This window comes from Halomonas sp. EF61, assembly GCF_040147045.1.
GTDB classification, from domain to species: Bacteria; Pseudomonadota; Gammaproteobacteria; order Pseudomonadales; family Halomonadaceae; genus Halomonas; species Halomonas litopenaei.
Window position 1 is genome coordinate 874333 of sequence record NZ_JAMSHM010000003.1, and the last position, 19089, is coordinate 893421.

9 protein-coding genes are annotated in these 19089 nt (G+C 64.4%); 3 read left to right on the plus strand and 6 right to left on the minus strand.

The annotated features are described in order from the left end of the window. Positions 1-78 precede the first annotated feature (78 nt). From NFI08_RS18600 to NFI08_RS18610, 3 genes are read right to left on the minus strand one after another with little or no spacing between them, the layout of a single operon-like run. Positions 79-3990, minus strand: a complete 3912-nt coding sequence (locus NFI08_RS18600) for an ATP-binding protein (protein ID WP_349591209.1) — start codon at positions 3988-3990, stop codon at positions 79-81. Positions 3991-4022: 32 nt separating this feature from the next. Further along, a complete protein-coding gene (locus tag NFI08_RS18605) occupies positions 4023-4655 on the minus strand; it encodes a MiaE family protein (protein ID WP_045994931.1) in 633 nt (210 codons plus the stop codon). After that, a complete protein-coding gene (locus NFI08_RS18610; protein ID WP_349591210.1) occupies positions 4652-5125 on the minus strand; it encodes a DUF1289 domain-containing protein in 474 nt (157 codons plus the stop codon). The genes NFI08_RS18605 and NFI08_RS18610 overlap by 4 nt, the downstream gene beginning before the upstream one ends. Positions 5126-5376: 251 nt before the next feature. On the opposite strand from NFI08_RS18610, the gene acnB reads away from it, so the two are divergent. Continuing rightward, on the plus strand, positions 5377-7980 hold the full coding sequence (acnB, locus tag NFI08_RS18615; RefSeq protein WP_045994929.1) for a bifunctional aconitate hydratase 2/2-methylisocitrate dehydratase: 2604 nt from the start codon (positions 5377-5379) through the stop codon (positions 7978-7980). Between the two features lie 193 nt (positions 7981-8173). Here acnB and NFI08_RS18620 read toward each other — a convergent pair whose 3' ends face one another. After that, positions 8174-13129 carry an Ig-like domain-containing protein gene (locus tag NFI08_RS18620; protein WP_349591211.1) on the minus strand — a complete coding sequence of 1652 codons (4956 nt, stop codon included), beginning with the start codon at positions 13127-13129 and terminating at the stop codon, positions 8174-8176. Between the two features lie 708 nt (positions 13130-13837). Between NFI08_RS18620 and rraA the strand changes: the two genes are divergently transcribed. After that, positions 13838-14323: a ribonuclease E activity regulator RraA gene (rraA, locus tag NFI08_RS18625; RefSeq protein WP_045994927.1), complete on the plus strand. Its 486-nt coding sequence runs from the start codon at positions 13838-13840 to the stop codon at positions 14321-14323. A 141-nt stretch (positions 14324-14464) separates the two neighbouring features. Next, positions 14465-16339 carry a glycerophosphodiester phosphodiesterase family protein gene (locus NFI08_RS18630; protein WP_349591212.1) on the plus strand — a complete coding sequence of 625 codons (1875 nt, stop codon included), beginning with the start codon at positions 14465-14467 and terminating at the stop codon, positions 16337-16339. A 70-nt stretch (positions 16340-16409) separates the two neighbouring features. On the opposite strand, the gene ggt is transcribed toward NFI08_RS18630, so the two are convergent. Both ggt and NFI08_RS18640 read right to left on the minus strand, forming a co-directional pair. Beyond that, positions 16410-18248 carry a gamma-glutamyltransferase gene (gene ggt / locus NFI08_RS18635; protein WP_349591213.1) on the minus strand — a complete coding sequence of 613 codons (1839 nt, stop codon included), beginning with the start codon at positions 18246-18248 and terminating at the stop codon, positions 16410-16412. A 128-nt stretch (positions 18249-18376) separates the two neighbouring features. Then, entirely contained in the window at positions 18377-18928 is a 552-nt protein-coding gene (locus NFI08_RS18640) for a hypothetical protein (protein WP_349591214.1), read from the minus strand. Positions 18929-19089 lie beyond the last annotated feature (161 nt).

Sequence of the window (19089 nt, forward strand, 5' to 3'; positions counted from 1 at the left end):
AACAGAAACCCCCGGCCGGCCCAACCCGGCCGGGCGTCGTCCTGTCGGTGAGACGTCAGTGAATGGGCAGCTCGCGCATCAAGCGTCGGTGGTCTGCGATACCCGACGATCGAGCAGGCTTCGCCAGCGCATCAACACCGGCGCATCACTTAGGCTGACCTGGGACAGCAGGCGGCGAAACTCGCTTCGAACCACATCGTCGTCGGGATCGACACACGTCAGCCAGACTTCCAGGGCCCCGAGCAACTGATGAAGGTTGCCGTCCCGCTCCGCCTGGGTACGCGCCTGCTCGGCGAGGGTCCGTACCGCTTCGGCGTCGCGACCCAGGCGGTGGCGTACCAGCGCCAACTGGGTGGCAAGCTCCGGGACAAACAGCGTCGTGCGCTCTCGGGCCATCAACAGACACTGATCCAGATAGTCTTCGGCCTGCTCCAACTCCCCCATGGCAAGACAGGCGTCCACGTACCACAGGTTCGGACGCTGACTCGGGTCCCGGCCGGTCACTTCCGCCAGTTCCTCGTGGGCCGCCTGAAGCTGCTGCAGGCCTTCACGACTCCCCGCCAACGCCTGCTGCCATCCCAGTACCGCACGGGAGGCGACCTGCCATAGGTGCAGATCGGAGCTGCCGGTGAGCTCATACGCTCGCTGAGCCCGATTGGCCGCCTCGTGGACATGCCCAAGCTGGCGGTACAACGCAGAGGCGTACATCAGCGCCATCGCCAGACTGCCGGGATGATGGATCTCTTCCGCCAGGCGGATGGCCGATTCCACATGGCGTTCCGCCCGCTGGTAGTCGCCACGCAGACACAGCGCCCATCCCTGGAAGCAGGCAGCCGCCACCTGCGGGTGGTCAGAGAACGGCAACCACTCGATCATCATCGGCTTGTTCAGCGGATCCAGCTCTTCCAGATGGTCATAGGCCTGGCGAATTCTGCCAGCCCAGTACTCACAGCTTGCCCCGGCATAGTCGGCCAGGCGCTGGTAGCGCGGGTCCTCAAGACGCAAGGCGAGATCGTTCAGCCGCGAGGCCAGCAGGAAGGCGTCGGCGTGGGCGTTGCGTTGACTGCAGCCAACCCATAGTCCCCACTTGACCAGGAACGCCTGCTCGAGATCGTCCTCATCCTCGAGGTCGGTGGTGCACTCAGCCAGCAGCTCGCGTGCCTTGACGAAGCTCTCGTGGGCGGTAGGCGAACCATGCCCCTCCAGGGCGAAAGCGGCCTGACCACGCACCGTCAGCAGGCTGATTTCACGCTCTGCCTGGGGCTCGACCTGGCGCAGACTGGCGAGGCCGGCGTCGGCCATCTTCAGCGCCGTGCGATTGGCACTGACCTTGAGCGCCTCCCGGGCGGCAAGCTCGAAGTAGCGCGCGCCTCGAGCGTAGTGACCACTGCGCCGCAGGTGCATGGCGAAGTCACCGGGATGACGACTGATCCACACCGGGAAACGTTCTTCGATCAACTGAACCACGCGGCGATGCATGTCAACCCGCACGTCACGCGGACAGGAAAGATAGGCTGCCTCATGCAACAGCTGGTGGGTGAACTGAAATTCTCGCGCCCCCACATCACCATCGGACGGCTCGATGATCTCGAGTCGACGCATTTCTTCCAGCGCCCGGCTCAGCCGTTCCGGCTCCCAACCACTGCACTCGGCCAGAAAGTCGAAGCGGAAGTGGCGACCCAGCACCGCCGCGATGTGCGCCACTTCGCGATCGCCATCCAGTTGATCGATGCGACTGGTCAACAGGCCAAGCAGGCCGTGGGGCAGTTCGTCGAGCTGGACGCTACGCCCTTCCCGCCGGTCCATGTCGAGACGACGACAGATCTCCTGCAGGTAGAGCGGGACGCCATCGCAGCGCTCGATGATCTGGCCTCGCAGGCGCGGCGACAGATGCAGCCGATAGCGACGAGCCAGCTGGGTCAACAGCCGCGACGACTGCATGGCGTCGAGCCTGCCAAGCGCAATCTGCTGATCCCAGTGCAGTCGGGTGGGCAAGGATTCACGACCATGATGGCTGGCGATCAACAACAGCGGACAGTTGATCGGCAGCCGCGCCTGGAGGCCGGCCAGCACCTTGAACGATGGCTCGTCGACCCACTGCAGGTCGTCGATCATCAGTACCAGCGGACGTTCCTGTGACAGCTCATGAATCAGCCCATGCAGAAGCGCCACCACCGCTTCCACCGCCTCGCTGCTCTGCGCCAGCAGCGAGACTTCGTGAGGTTCGCGAATACCCATGGCCTCTTCGAGCCAACGAATATCGTCGTCATCCAGCTCGCTTAGCCCCAGGCGCTCGACCAACGCCGCCAGGCCCTCGCTGTCGATCTCGCCCCCCAGGTGCCAGCGCACCAGGTGGCGCGCCACACCATAGGATTCCTGCACCGACATGCGAGTGTTGGGCTGCCAGCAGATGGTGGCGTCGCGACTCTGCTCAAGGTGGCGAAACCCCACCAGCAGTGCCGACTTGCCAAGCCCGGAAGGCCCCTTCACCAGCACGCTCTGACGCAGACCGATACCGGCCCGCGCCAGGGCATCGCGCAGCATGCGCAGCGCGTTCTCGCGCCCCACCAGGCTTGGTGGCGTCGCGTCACGGCCGCCCTCATTGGTGCCCAGCACCAGGGCACGCAGGCGGACTCGGCCGTCGCTTGCCACCAACCGGGAAAACAACCTCGGTTGCAGGTCCAGCGCCGGCGGCATGTGCTGGCTGGCCTCCTGAGAAATGACGAGTTCGCTGCCCTCGGCGGCGCTCATCAAGTCGAGTGCCCGCTGGGTCACCTGACCCAGCGGGTCCACCAGGTGGCGCGACGGCAGATAGACCACCTGGCCGCTGTTCAGGCCCGCCGCCAGGGTCATGTGGGGCAGGCTCCCTTCACCGGTCCAGTGGCGCTGCGACTCTTCCGCCAACAGACGTCGACAGTGTTCGTACAGGGCCACCAGTTCGGCCAGCTGATGCGCCGGCCCATGGGTACCGAAACAGGCAAGCCCCAGCCCGCCCGTGGCACCGGGCAACCAGAAGCCCCCCAGATGGTGGCACTGCTTCTCGAGCCAGCGCATCAGTTCGATCTGCAATGCCAGACAGGCCCGTGTCTCGGCCCGGCTGCCCATGTCGCCGTCCAGTGTCAGGCGAATCGCCATGACCGACAGCTGCCGGTGCTCGACCTCTTCTTCGCCGAGCGGCGGACTGTCCATCGCCAGGGTCCGCGAGAAGGCGCCCTTGGGTGACAAGGACGGGTTTTCGGGCTGCCCGTCGGACCAGTAGCAAGCCAACTGCAGGAAACTGGGGTCTGGCTGTTGCCCGGACAGCGCCAGCAACTGCAGGAAGGCGTTGTACTGCTCATGCGCCGCCGCCATCTGGCCTTGCTCGGCCAGTTGGCGCACCAGCTTTTCATGAAAGGGGGCGTAGCCGGAAAATCGGCTGACCAGCTCCTGCAACAGCGCATCGGGGATGCTGCCTTCCTGGTCGAGCACGTCTTCAGCGAAGCGAATGACCCGCTGGCGCCACTCGTTGCGCACCTGAATCAGCCAACGCTGGAAGTCGGGACAGGCCGGCAGCTGCAGCTCCTCCACCAGGTCGCCTCGATACAACCCCAGCAATTCTTCCAGGGTGTCGATGTCACGACTGCCCTCCAGCAGCCGCTGCAGGTCATGAACATCGAACCCCCATTGCGCCGGCAGTTGAAAGGCGATGGTCTGGCGCGACACCGTCAACACCTTGTCGGCCTCATCCCCCAGCGACTGGCGCAGACAGTGAAGGGCATGTCTCAGGTTGGTGCGACCCGAGGACAACCCCTGGTCGGGCCACAGCAGTTCTGCCAGGGTCGCGCGGTTGACCGGCTGCTGATGCAGCAGCAGGTAGACCAGCAGCGCCTTGACCTTGTCGTAGCTGAATTGAACGAGGACATCGTCTCCCAGGTTGAGGGAAAAGTGCCCAAAGAGTGCCAGGTGGTCCTGGTCCGTTATCTGGGAAGCATCGTGTTGGGCGTCCCGCATGATGGTGTCCCTGCGTGGCGGTGCTATCGGCCTCAGGCCGGCACACCGCTGTGAAATCGAAAGGCGACGTCCGGGGTCGTCACAAGTTGCTCTTCGCGGGCCTTGAAGACCGCAATGCGCGCTTCTATCGGCGCGTCTGAAAGCTGGCTCGCCAGTGTGATGTAGTCCTCGAAGTGGCGTCCTTCCGACTTAACCAGACCTCGGTAGAACTTGGCAAGTTCGTCGTCGAGATGTGGAATAAGTCGCGCAAAGCGTTCACAACTGCGCGCCTCGATCAAGGCACCGACGATCAGCACATCCACCAGACGCTCCGGCTCATCGCGCCTGACCAGTTCCCTCAGTCCTTCAGCATAGCGCGATGCGCTGAGATGGCGGTACTCAATCCCCCTGGCGCGCATGATTTTCACGACCTGCTCGAAGTGCAGAAGCTCTTCACGAGCCAATTGCGACATCTTGGTCAGCAGGTCGACGTGATCCACGTAGCGATACATCAGACTCATGGCCGTGGACGCCGCTTTCTTCTCGCACTGGGCGTGATCGATCAACAACAGGGTTTCATTGTCCAGCGCCCACTCGACCCATGCATTCGGCGTCGCACACGGCAGGAAATCGAGAAGCTCCTCAGGCAGCGAGGTGTCATGGTCGGGGCTGATGGTGACATTCATGAAAGCGGTTTCCATTGCTGGGCCCCATCGGGCCCGGACTCGAGATAAAGTGTCCGACGTTCTTCGCCGGCCTGCTGAAGGGCCTGGCTGATGGCGGCGTACAACTGCTGAGGCTGGTCCGGCACACCTGGGCGCAGCGCGATACCGTAGGCTGCCAGGTCGCCGATACGATCACGCCCCACCCGCAGCAGCTCTATCACACGCGACGCCGCCGGCTGGGACGAACGAAAACGCACGCGATGGCGTCGCATCTGGCGCTCCAGCAGGTCTTCGTCAATCACCTCGACGAAATTCGCGGCCACCTCGATACGCAGAGCGTCCAGTTCTCCGATCCGCCTCTCACGCTCCTCACCATCCAGCGAGAACCAGCGCAGAATTTCCTGATCATGGCGCTGACAGCCGCGGCAGACGTTATCGCCCACCGTGGTCGAACACAGCCCGACGCAGGGCGACACCACAACTTGGGTCATCGTCGGACACCTCATCGTGCTAAAAATTGAATCGGCACATGGTAACGCCTGCCTCGAGCGGACACACCCCTACCCCAGTCGAATAGGCACGAACCGGCCTCGGCGACCAAAGTTCAAAGCCCGTCATGACGGGCTCTCTTAACATTGTCGACAGTTTATTCTAGAATCCCGGCCACCGTTGACAGCGTGTCCCTCACGTTCGAGCGAGACGCGTTCGAGCGTGACCACCACAAACCAATGAGGGCCCCCACGTGCTTGAAGCCTATCGCCAACATGTCGAAGAGCGTGCCCAGGAAGGCATTCCCCCCAAGCCGCTGAACGCCGAACAGGTCGCCGAACTGGTCGAACTGCTCAAGGCGCCGCCCGCCGGAGAAGAAGAGACTGTCCTCGATCTGCTGACCAACCGCGTTCCGCCCGGGGTGGACGAGGCCGCCTACGTCAAGGCCGGTTTCCTGACCGCCCTGGCCAAGGGCGAAGCCGAATCTCCGCTCATCGACAAGGTGCATGCCGTCAAGCTGCTGGGCACCATGCAGGGTGGTTACAACATCGCGACCCTGGTCGAACTGCTCGATGATGCCGAGCTTGCCAAGGAAGCCGGCGAGCAGCTCAAGCACACCCTGCTGATGTTCGACGCCTTCCACGACGTCGCCGACCGCGCCAAGGCCGGCAACGAGGTGGCCAAGGACGTGATGCAGTCCTGGGCCGACGCCGAATGGTTCCTGTCCAAGCCGGCACTGGCCGACAAGATCACCCTGACCGTGTTCAAGGTGCCCGGCGAGACCAACACCGACGACCTGTCCCCGGCCCCCGACGCCTGGTCACGTCCGGATATTCCGCTGCATGCCAACGCCATGCTCAAGAACGAGCGTGACGGCATCGAGCCCGAGGTCCCCGGCACCAAGGGCCCCATGGCGCAGATCGAAGCGGTCAAGGCCAAGGGCTTCCCGGTCGCCTACGTCGGCGATGTCGTGGGTACCGGTTCCTCGCGCAAGTCCGCCACCAACTCGGTGCTGTGGTTCTTCGGCGACGACATCCCCAACGTGCCCAACAAGCGCGCCGGTGGCTTCTGCTTCGGCGGCAAGATCGCCCCGATCTTCTTCAACACCATGGAAGACGCCGGCGCCCTGCCGGTCGAGATGGATGTGTCGAAGATGGAAATGGGCGACGTCATCGACGTCTACCCTTACGAAGGCAAGGTCTGCCGTCACGACACCGACGAAGTGATCTCCACCTTCGAGCTGAAGACCCAGGTCATCCTCGACGAGGTCCGCGCAGGCGGTCGTATCCCGCTGATCATCGGTCGCGGTCTCACCGACAACGCCCGCAAGACGCTGGGTCTGGAGCAGTCCGACGTCTTCCGTCTGCCCGAGCAGCCCAAGGACACCGGCAAGGGCTTCACCCTGGCCCAGAAGATGGTCGGCAAGGCCTGCGGCCTGGAAGGCGTGCGTCCCGGCATGTACTGCGAGCCGAAGATGACCACCGTCGGCTCTCAGGACACCACCGGTCCGATGACCCGTGACGAGCTCAAGGACCTGGCCTGCCTGGGCTTCCAGGCGGATCTGGTCATGCAGTCGTTCTGCCACACCAGTGCCTACCCGAAGCCGGTGGACGTGGAAACCCACCACACCCTGCCGGACTTCATCATGAACCGTGGCGGTGTATCGCTGCGCCCGGGCGACGGCATCATCCACTCCTGGCTGAACCGCATGCTGCTGCCGGACACCGTCGGCACCGGCGGTGACTCCCACACGCGTTTCCCGATGGGCATCTCCTTCCCGGCGGGCTCTGGCCTGGTGGCCTTCGCCGCTGCCACCGGTGTCATGCCGCTGGACATGCCGGAGTCCATCCTGGTGCGCTTCAAGGGCAAGCGTCAGCCTGGTGTCACCCTGCGTGACCTGGTCCATGCCATTCCCTACTACGCCATCCAGAAGGGGCTTCTGACCGTCGAGAAGTCCGGCAAGAAGAACGCCTTCTCTGGTCGCGTGCTGGAGATCGAGGGCCTCGAGGATCTTACCGTCGAGCAGGCCTTCGAGCTGTCCGATGCCAGTGCCGAGCGCTCCGCGGCGGGCTGCACCATCACCCTGTCCGAAGACTCTGTCTCCGAGTACCTGAAGTCGAACATCACCCTGCTCAAGTGGATGATCGCCAATGGCTACGGTGACAAGCGCACCATCGAGCGTCGCATCCTAGCCATGGAAGAGTGGCTGGCCGACCCGAGCCTGATGCGCGCAGACGCCGACGCCGAGTATGCCGAGGTCATCGAGATCGACCTGGAGCAGCTCAAGGAGCCGGTACTGTGTGCCCCCAACGACCCGGACGACGCCCGTCTGCTGTCCGAGGTGGCAGGTCAGAGCATCGACGAGGTGTTCATCGGTTCGTGCATGACCAACATCGGCCACTTCCGCGCCGCCGGCAAGCTGCTCGAAAAGCAGCCCGCCGGCAGCCTGAAGACCAAGCTGTGGCTCGCCCCGCCGACCAAGATGGACCAGCACCAGCTGACCGAGGAAGGCTACTACGGCATCTACGGCCGCGCCGGCGCACGCATGGAAATGCCGGGTTGCTCGCTGTGCATGGGTAACCAGGCCCGCGTCGCCGCCAAGAGCACGGTGGTATCCACCTCCACTCGCAACTTCCCCAACCGTCTGGGTGATGGCGCCGACGTCTTCCTGGCCTCCGCCGAACTGGCCGCCGTGGCCGCCGTGGAAGGTCGCTTGCCGAGCGTCGATGAGTACCGTCGCTACATGGGCGAGTTCGACGCCATGGCCGGCGAGATCTATCGCTACATGAACTTCCACGAAATCGAGGAGTACCAGAAGGCCGCCTCGAACGTGATTCCGGTGGCTCAGGAAGCCTGAATCATCTGACGGTCAACGGCTCGAGCCTGTCGCCAGACCGACTCGAGCCTTGAATCACAAGGAAGCGCCCCGGGGAGCGAGTTGCGTTCAACTCCCCGGGGCGCTTTTTCATGCCTTGCCAGCAAAGGCCGTGTCACTGGGTGGGCGGCTGACCGCCCACCCCATCTTCCCTCACGTGCTTCCCTCGCCTGCTTTACTCCACCCTCAACTGACCATCGTCGAGCAGGTTCTGCAGGAAGGCGTCACCGTCTGCGCCCATCTGCACGCCCTGAAGCACAACGACCTGATCGGCGTTGACACCTCCAGCCGCCAGGTTGCCTTCGCTGCTGATGGACAACAGGGTATCGTCCCCGTCCTGACTGGCCTGAAGGTAGTCCGCCAGATTGTCCTCGTCGGCGCCCTGAAGAAGATCGGCAAGATCGAGCCGGTCGGCCTCGGCCTCAACGCCATACTCGCCGGCGGTGAAGTCGGCCACGGTGTCCTGGGCCGGTGACGTTGTGCTGCCCGCGTCACCAAACTCCCAGGCAAAGACATCGGCCCCGGCACCACCGACCAACAGATCATCATCGGCACCGCCGATCAGCAGGTCGTCGCCGCCGCCACCGATCAGGATGTCATCACCGGCGCCGCCGGACAGGCTGTCGTTGCCACCGTCAGACCGATCCGCGATAGCAAGGGTCTCGACGTTGTCTCTGACGTAGTCGATGATCTGCTGATCCGTCGGCTCCGCCCCACCATTCACGCCCCACCTCAGGAACTCGACAAGGCCGAGATAACCCAAGCCATCGTGTTCTCCCGCCTGGAAACTCTCGCCACTGTCGCCATCCACCCAGGACAGTCCATCGCTGTTGACGGTATCGCCGAACAGGACATCGTCTCCCTCGTTGCCTGCCAGGACATCATCGCCGAGCGCGGCCAACTCGGCCTGGCTGCCTCCGCCAAACAGGGCCGCTTCCAGTTCTTCGGCGGTATTGACCACCTCCACCTGCCCGGTCTCGAGAATGTCTCCATCGTCGAGCAGGCGCTGCTCCAGTCGAATCTGATCGATATCGAGACTGTCGTTGGTGCGGTTGCCGCTGTCGACCAGGAACCGGAGACGATACTCCCCCGACTCGAGAAAGCCGGTATCGACCGTCGTCCAGTTCGGGGCGTAGGTCAGTGAACTGCTGGCGTACTCCTGCCATTGGCCACCTTCGCGCACCTCGACCACATAACCCATCGAATCGTTCGACTGACTGAACACACTGGTGCTGTAGCGAAACAGCAGCGAGGTGTACAGCTGGTCATCGGGATCGTCATCGACGAAGAAAGAGGTACTGACCACTTCCGCCGCCTGGTCGTCATTGGCGTTGTCCCTGATCCGCAACTTGCCCCCGAACTGGGCCGCCACCGTGTTGGCGTCGGAGACCTTGGTCCAGGTCTCCACCCTCAGCGCGTCCGTCGAACCGCGCGTGAAATTGGCAAGCCTGACACCATCGACCACGGTGCCCTGGTAAGACAGCGCCCCGGTGCCCGACACATCCGTATTGTCGAAAAACTCGAGAACATCTTCCCTGGTCGCGTCACCGATACCGACCGCTCGCACGCTACTGAGCGCGGCCAGCTCGGTATAGGCGTCGGCGGCCTCCTTGATGGCGGTGGCGTCGATCGCTGTGGCGCTCACCGTGCGTCCGGCATCATCCGTGTAGTGTGTGGGCCCACCATCGGTCAGGATGAAGCTCAGGTCCTCGAAGTCAGCGAATTGGGGATCGGCGTCCTGCGCCGCCAGCCACCCAGATGCAGTGCGAATGCCGGCTTCCAGATTGGTGCCGCCCTCCGCCCTGAAACCGTCGATGAAGCTCACCACATTGGCGATATCGTCAGCGCTGTTGAGGTCGATGACGATATGATCGACGGCATTGGTGCCGAAATCGACGATCTGCAGATTGATCTGGCCGTCATGGGCCACCAGGTCGGTCAACAGGTTCTTGAGCGCCGCCTGAACCAGCTCGAGTCGACTCAGGCCTGGCGTCCCCGACGGCACCACCATGCTGCCGGTGGTATCGACAATCAGCGAAATATTGTAGTTGGTGGCCGGCGTCAGCACCGCCTCCAGGCCACCTCGATCACCGATCAGCACGTCGCCGCCGGCCCCTGTCGCTTCGTTATCGTCGTCGTTGTCCCCCACCACCAGTTCGTCCGCAGGACCTTCGACGCTGACCGTCGCTTCGGCCTCGGCGCTATCCCCATCGTTGTCGGTCAGGGTGTAATCGATCACCGCCTGCCCGCCAAAGGTCGGGTTGGGGACGAAGGTCAGCGATCCGTCGGTGTTCACGCTTACCGTACCGACGCTGTCTCCTCCACGCACCGCAGCCGCCGTCACGCTTGCCCCATCGGCACCCACTTGATCGTTGTCGAGCACCTCGATGACCACCGGCGCGCCGCCGCTCGCGCTTGCCGCGTCGTCCGCCGCCAGCGGCGAATCGTCGTCGACCACGACATTCAAGCTGCCCTGGGCTTCGTCGCCGTCACTATCGCTGACGACGTAGTTCAGGGTCAGATCAATGTCATCCTCGGAGCCAGGGTCGCTGTGGTCCAGCGGACCGGCCAGGGTGACCTGATAGGCACCCGTGAGCAGATTGGTCAGTACCGCCGTCAAGACGACGCTGCCGCCTGCGCTGCCCACCAACTGGCGACCATCGCCGCTGAGCGAGAACATGACCGGCATGCCCCCGGAGGTCAGCCCACTCGGACTCGGGGCCAACCAGCGGAAGTCGCCGGCGCCATCCGTGCCGGCATCGTAGCCAAGCACTCCGGCCACCTGAGTCGCTTCACCCGCGACATCGTCGATACCCCCCGCGATACCTCCCGCCAGGCCATCCTCATCGACCACTGCCACGGGCACGTCATCACCACTCGGCGTCGTCGGGGTACCGTCGGCGTCCACGATGATTGTCCACTCGGCAAAGCGAGGGTCGCCATCGCCGTCGGTCAGGGTGTAACGCACGGTGGCCACACCACTCTGGCCGGGGTCGGGGGTAAAGGTCAGGGTGCCGTCCTGGTTGAGCACTACCGAGCCGGTAACCTCGCTGTCTCCCACCACATTGGCGGCTGTCACGCGGCCACCATCGGCGCCGACGGCATCATTGGCCAGCACGTCCAGGGTCACCGCAGCACCATTGTCGGATACCGAGCTGTCATCCTCGGTCTCTGCGGTGTCGTCATCGATGAGCAGCTCGAGCTGCCCCTGAGCGGTGTCACCGTCGGCGTCGGTGACCGTGTAGGACAGACCAAGGAAGATATTGTCCTCGCTGAACGGCCGCAGATGATCGATGGGTCGATGCAGAACGGCGCGAGCCACGTCCGAGCCGTCTTCCAGACTCACCGTAATGACACTCTCGCCTGCCTCGTTGCGGCCGATCAGGCCACGCCCCCCATCGACCACCTCAAAGCTCACCTCGCTACCCTGGGAGGTGAGGCCATCGAGATCACTGCGAGGATTGTCGTCGGTAGGGCTCTGGGGGCCTGCGGTCAGCGCGATGTCCGCACTCCAGGCGAAGCCGCCTCCCGCCGCCGGTCCATCGGCACCAAAGTCAATCTGGAGGTCCCTCACGGCGCTGATCGGCTCACCAACCACGTCGCCATTGCCGCCGGCATTACCCCCTGGCAATCCATCCTCATCGAGCACGATGCGATGCACATCACTGGTCACCGGCTTGCCATCGGTGTCCTCGACCTTGACGGTCCAGTGGCCGACCATCGGGTCTCCGTCGCAGTCCAGCACCTTGTACTTGATGCGGGCGGTGCCGCTGAAATCATCAGCGGGGATGAAGGTCAGCGTCTGGTCGTCATTGATCACCACCTGCCCCTGGCCCGATACCACTTCGGCACTGACCAGGTGCCCCAGATCTGCGCCCGGGCTGTCATTGGCCAGCACATCCGCGCTCACCGACTCGCCGGACCCGGCGCTGGAATAGTCGTCGACGACCACTGGGGTGTCGTCGTCGACGGTGACCGCCAGATAGCCCTTGGCCTCGCTGCCATCGGCATCCTTCACCACGTAGCCGAAAGACAGATCGATGTCGTCCTCGGTGCCGGTGGCGAAGTGATCCAGCGGGCGCAGCAGGGACACCGTTACCAGATCCGAGTCATCTGCGCGCACCACCGTGAACACGGCTTCGCCGCTCACCTCGTCACGGCCGGTCAGGCTGAGGCCGTCGGCCGACACCTCGTAGACGACGGCGCTGCCCTGGCTCTGCAGATTGGTCGGCAGGCCGTCCGTGGTCCAGTAGAAGGCCCCGCTGGCGGCAGGTCCATCGGCACCAAAGTCATAGCCAAGCCGCGCGCTGGCACTGGTGGCCTCACCGGCCACGTCCTCAGGGCCTCCGGGGTTGCCCCCAGCCAGGCCGTCCTCGTCGAGCACCACCGAGGGAGACCGGGTGTAGGGATCGTCATCGCTCGTCGGCGTCGTGGGGACATTGGCGTCGGTGATCTCTACGGTGACCTTCGCCCGTCCGCGGTCACCATCGTTATCGATGGGCCTGAGGGTAAACTCGAGCTCCGGATGGGTGGTCTGGTCGAGCCCGTCCCTGGCCTCGAACTCCCAGCTACCGTCGGAGTTCACGATCAGGGTGCCCACCGACAACTCGATGGGTGTGTCCAGGCGATAGAAGCCGCTCTCCTCCGACACATAGACGCGCATTTCACGCAGACCATCGGCGCCAGCATTGACCGACCAGGTACCGCGCGCCACCTCCCCTTCGGCCACCGAGCTCGGTGCCGTGGCGGTGGCATCGGGCACGTCATCCTTGACGAAAATCCGCAGATTGTCGGTCTGCACACCTTGGCTTCCGCCGTTCACTTCCACCTTGAACGGATCGTTGATGCCCTCGTCGCCGCGCCCCTGGGAACGGTGATCGTCAGAGTTGTCGGTCAACTGGTAGTCCCAGCGATAGTTGCCCTGGGCGTCCACCGCCACCGTCAGGGTGCCAAAGTCACCGCTGAGGCTGCCGCCACCGGTCAGGTCGACACCGTTGACGACAAAGCCCTCGATCTGTCCTCCGGGCGGCCGCTCATAGACGCCCCCTACCGAGGTCGCAACGGTTCCCGCCCGGGTGCCGTCATCCAGCCCCGCCTCATCCACCCTGAAATCACTGCTCTGGTTCGCCATGACGCCATCCCCTGTGTCGATGCCAAGAAGGAAAGACGCCGGGTCCGCGGCTTGCACGATCAACGCACGACTGGAGCTTGGCCGAGTGACGCCTTTCACCTGGCCAAAGATATGCGGACGGCTGGCATTGCGACGGCCGAACTTGGTCATCGCCGATGGATTATGCGGAAATCGGCAATGGCCTCAAGATCGCCTTATCCGCAACGGATCTTTGGATTCAAGGGGCGAGCCTGGCGACACCGCTATCGCGCTGGCGCCTCCGTCTTCCCCCGTGGCTTTCAGCGCTGCATAGTACCGGCCTTGCACGACTGACCCTCGGCCCAGCCCGCTATCGGATCGCCTGCAGCACGAAAGGTAGGCGCCGATCTGATGCCGGAATCATGAGAGGAACTCACCACCACCGAACGGAGGCCAACGACATGCACTCGCACTCGGGTGCCAGGCAAATCATCGTACCTTCAGTGGAAAAAAATCAGGCGGATTGCCAGGGCGCTTCGCCAGGGCATCGATCACATCTCTGGGCTGAACGTGGACAAGCCGGTGAAACGACGCCACTTTCCAACGATCGATATGACGACTCGCGCACAATTTATCAGAGATCACAGAATTCGATTACCACACTCGACCTCCTCAGCCCGTCTTCCCCCGGGGGCTGGATAACATCGACACCTGTGGCATCATGCCAGGACTAGCCACGGAGACGCTCCAATGACCCAGATTGTCACGCCCGATATCTGCGACGCCTACCCAGAGGTGGCGGTGTGCGACCCGATCTTCGTCAACTACGGGGGCCAGGAGGCCTTCTTCGGCCCGGTGAAAACGGTCAAGTGCTTCGAAGACAACTCGCTGGTCAAGCAGGCGGTCGCCGAACCAGGAGACGGCGCAGTGCTGGTGGTGGACGCAGGCGGGTCAACCCGCTGCGCCATGCTCGGCGACATGCTCGCGGAACAGGCGGCCGGCAATGGCTGGGCCGGGGTGATCATGTATGGCTGTGTGCGCGACGTGGACATCCTGGCGGAGACCGACCTGGGCATCCAGGCCCTCGGCGCCCACCCACGCAAGAGCGAGAAGCGCGGCGAAGGCCAGCGTGATGTTCCCGTCGCCTTCGCCGGTGTCGACTTCGCACCGGGCCAATGGGTCTACGCCGACAACAACGGCATTCTGGTCGCCGAGTCCCGCCTCGAACTCGATTGACGGGCCATCGTTCTTCCTTGGTCCACCGACCGCCGGGGGTCCTGTGACCCCCACCACTGACGCCATCGCCCACTCGGTGGGTCCTCGGCGCGCAGCGCCCCCTGCTCCTGCTACCCACGTCCAACGGCACACTTTAGACTCATGACGCTTGCCAGGGATGTCTACACCAGCCTGCATGACCACCTGCGTCCTCTGCTGGCCTACCATCTACTGTTCACGCTGTTCGCCTCGGCTGCATTGCTGCCGGCCATGGGCTGGCTGCTGGCCGGCTGGCTTTCCCGGGTTGGCCGCCCCCTGGTCACCACGGTGGATGCGGTCGAGCTGCTGCTGTCGCCGCTCGGCTTCAGCTGGATCCTCGCCTTTGCCGTCATCCTGCTGACACTGCTCTACCTGCAGCAGGCCGGGATGATGCTGGTGGCGGTGGAGCGCCAGGGCTCCCACGCGCGTCAGGCCTTGATCGCCCTGTGGCAGAGCCTGCATCGTCTTCCCAGACTGTTGGGCCTCGCCAGCCTGCAGGTGTCGATTCACCTGCTGGCCCTGACCCTCGTCGCCGCCTGTGCCAGCCTGGTCCACGATTCCCTGCTCGGTCACCTGGATCCCTACTATGTGCGGCGGGTGCGCCCACCGGCCTTCTGGCTCTACACCTCGACCCTGCTTCCACTGGTCGGACTCTGGGCCGCGCTGGCGGCGCGACTCTACATCCGATGGTGGCTGGCGCTGCCTTGCGTGGTACTGGAGGGTCTCTCGCCTGTCGCAGCGATGCGCCGCAGCTACCAGTTGACCCGGCACCGCCAGGGGGGACTTGCGCGGGTCATCTTTTCGATGCTGGCGGTACTGCTGGTGCTGCCGTCGGCGGTGTCGATCGCCTTCAGCGCCTGGGTCGCCCCCCTCTTGTCGACACTGCCCGAGATCGGCGCGGTGGTCATCACGACCATGTTGCTGGTGGTCACCGCCGCGACCCTGCTGACGCTCAGTGTCGCCTTCGCGGTGATCGTGCTCAACGCCCTGCTGGCGACCTGCCTGTACCTGCGCCGCGCCCATCGACTGCCGCGCCCCGATCCCCCACCGGCTGACGCCCACCCGGGGCGGCTGGCCTGGGCGGTGGAGGTCGGCATCCTGGTATTTGCCGTCTCCCAGGCGTGGCTGATGGTGGAGCGACAGGAGCTCAATGACGAGGTCGAGGTGATCGCCCACCGGGGTAGTTCGGAGGTGGCGCCGGAAAACAGCCTGTCGGCCATCCGCCAGGCCCTGGAAGATGGCGCCGATCAGGTCGAGATCGATGTGCGCCTGAGTGCCGACGGCAGCGTGGTGCTGAGCCACGATGCCACGCTGCAGCGTCTTGCGGGAGATCCGCGGCGGGTCACCGACCTGAATTGGCAGGAGTTGGCAACGCTGGATGTGGGATCAGGCTTCAGTCATGCCTTCGCCGGCGAACGCCTGGCCAGGCTCGACCAGGCCCTGGCTGCGGTGCGTGGCCGCGCCGACTTGATCATCGAGCTCAAGCCGAGCCGTGGCCAGGAACAGGCGCTGATCGAGGCGGTCGTGGCAGAGCTCGACGCCGAACGCCGCTGGCGCCTGCACTGCCGAGACCAGGCAGAAGACCGCCTGGCGCGCATGATCTGTGGCGATCCCAGGCTATTCGAGACCACTTGGCTTGCGTCCTTGTCGTACCGTCAGATCCACCTGATCGACGCCCAGGAGCCTCGCGCCAGGACACTGCTGCTGGCAGAGTGGGCCCTGCCCGGCAGCCTGCCGCAGCGTCGCTTCGACGGGCTCGGCCTGCGCAACAGCCAGATCGACGATGATCAAATGCGACGCGCCCACCTCAACCAGACGCCGCTCTACGCCTGGACGGTCAACGATCCTGGCCGCATGGCCAGACTTATCGACATGGGCGTGGACGGCATCATCACCGACCGCCCCGAAAGACTCAGCGCACTGCTGCGCGAACGACGCAGGATGAGCGACGCCGAGCTACTGCTGACCAAGCTGCGCCACTGGCTGGCCGACGACTGAACGAAGAACCCCCGCCCCGGCGGTAGCCGGAAGCGGGGGCAACATCAGTCCGTGGAGGAAATGGCACGCCTCAGTCGCCCATGACCACGCCTTCACGGCGGGGGTCGGCACCCCCATAGAAGCCATCCTCGGTGACCTTCAGCGCCTGCAGACCGCTGGTCAACTCGCGGGTCTCGACCTCGTGGCCAAGTCCCCGCAGATCGCGCAGCGTGGCCTCGGGGAAGCGCCCCTGCTCCAGATAGACGGTGCCACCGGTGGTGATCGCATGGGGCAGATCGAGCGCCTGCTGGGCGTCCACACCACGCGTAAGCATGGCATCCAGCGTCTGGGCGGTGTAGTGGATGATCGCGGCGCCTCCGGGAGACCCGAGACTCGCTACCAGCTCGCCGCTCTCACGCTCGAACACCAGCGTCGGACTCATGCTCGAACGCGGCCGCTTGCCGGGCTGCACCCGGTTGGCGATCGGTGTGCCCTGCTCATCCGTCGGCGTGAAGGAAAAGTCGGTCAACTCATTGTTGAGCAGATAGCCGCCATCAAGCTCGCCGCCACCGTTGGCCATGATGCGCGAACCAAACGCCTGCTCGATGCTCGAGGTCATGGCGACCGCCTGACCCCGAGGGTCGACGATGCTGATATGGCTGGTGCCGTGCTCGGGCTGCTGGGGCTGGGAGGCGTAGGCGGTCTCCAGCGAACCGGGGTTGCCGGGGCGCGCCTCGCCGCTGCCCATGCTCTGCTGCTTGATCAGCTCGGCGCGCTTGGCCAGATAGTCCGGTGCCAGCAGCGTGTTCCAGTCACCGCCGGGGGGTTCGACAAAATCGCTGTCACCGATGTAGCGGCCGCGATCGGCAAAGGCCAGCCGCGAGGCCTCGAGAAACGGATGCAGCCAGTCCGCCGTGGGCACGCCCTCGTGGATGGCGGTCTCGATCTCCGGCAAGGCCTCCATCATGCCGAGTATCTGCATCACGGTCAGGTGTCCCGATGAGGGTGGCGGGAAACCGCAGACCTCCCAGTCACGCCAGGGAGTGCACAGCGGCTCACGCTCGAGTGCTGCGTAACCCGCCATGTCCTCGAGACTCAGGGTACCGGGCAGCTCCGGGTGATTCTGCACCCGGGACACCAGATCCTCGGCAAACTCGCCGGTGTGCAACGCAGAGCTGCCCTCCTCGGCCACCTTGGTCAGAATCGCCGCCAGGGCGGGATTGCGCAGGGTCGTTCCCACCTCAAGCGGCTCGCCCTGGTCATCGAAGAAGTAGGCCCCGGCGATCTCGTCCTCGGCAAGGCTTGGCGTCGACACCAGGCTCTGATGCAGACGCGGGCTGATCTCGAAACCCTCCGTGGCCAGAGTGATGGCCGGCGCAAACAGTGACTTCCACGGCAGCTCGCCGTATTCGTCGTGCGCCAGCTCCAGCATCCTCAAGGTACCAGGCACCCCCACCGAACGCCCGCTCTCGACGGCGGTCATGAAGTCGATCGGATCGCCGTCGGCATTCAGAAACAGGGACTCGTCGGCGCCCAACGGGGCCTTTTCACGGCCATCGAAAGCGTGGACCTCTTCCCCGTCGAACAGCATCAGAAAGGAACCACCGCCGATGCCGCTGGACTGGGGTTCCACCAGCGTCAGTACCATCTGCACCGCGATGGCGGCATCGATGGCCGAGCCTCCGGCCTTGATCACCTGATAGCCGGCGTCGGTGGCCAGAGGGTTCGCGGCCGCCACCGCAAAGGACGAGGTCGACCAGCCGGGCTTCTCCTGATAGCCGGAACTCGATTCCGGCGAGATATCCGGGCGGGCGTATTCAAACCCCTCCTGGGCAAGTGCCGGTGTCGTCAGCAGGCCGGCCAACAGCAGATTGCCGCAAACGATGGAAGACGCCAGACGCGCCAACCGTGGCGAAGTACGCGATGTCATCACCGCTCCTTTTGTGATGAGTAATACGGGAGAGTCTTTATTGCTTGATTCAGCATAGGCCCTGAGCGTCGAGACGGCACGCAGGCTCGCTGTCATGTGCGTGTTTCACCGGCATCCTTTACGCTGACTCATTGCCGGCGCTCGTAGCGATCGACACGCCAGCGGCAGAACCGCGAGACCAGTGCCAGCGCCAGCAGCGCCACGGCGGTCACACCGAGCACCGACACCAACTGGTGATAACCCTCAGGGGTGCTTTCGGCCCTGGCCGCCATGCCCTTCTCGGCCAGGCGTACCACACCGTATATCAACGCCATCAGCAGGCCCAGCGGCAGCGCCGAGCCAAAGCGTGACAGGCCCCGAGTCAATGCCCAGGGAGGCGTAGGCTCCTTGTTCTTGACCGCCTTTGCTGGAGCAGCCTTGCCCCGTGACGCCCTGGGTTCCTGCCTGGGTTCTGACTTGGCCTGGGCCTTGTTCGCGGCCTTGCTCGACGCCTTGGTCGGGGCATCGCTGCGACTGCGGGCCCTGGGTCCTGGCTTCGCCTTTTGTGTTGCCGTGCCCGATGACTGACGCCCCCCTGGCAGCAGCCGCCCGAGAGTCCAGCGCCCCAGCGACCAGCAGGCCCAGCCCAGGCACACCCCGATGGACAGCAGCACGCTGCCCATGACCAACAGATACGCCATCACAAGATCCTGAAAAGAAAAGCTTCCCATGGTGCCAAGTTAGCGGGCACTTGGGGAGCCCCTCGAGGCGATTGAGCGAGTTTCGCACACCCGCACAACGCAACGACGCCGCGGAAGGTCCGCGGCGTCGACAGGCAGGCGATCGTGTCGCCGTCTCACAG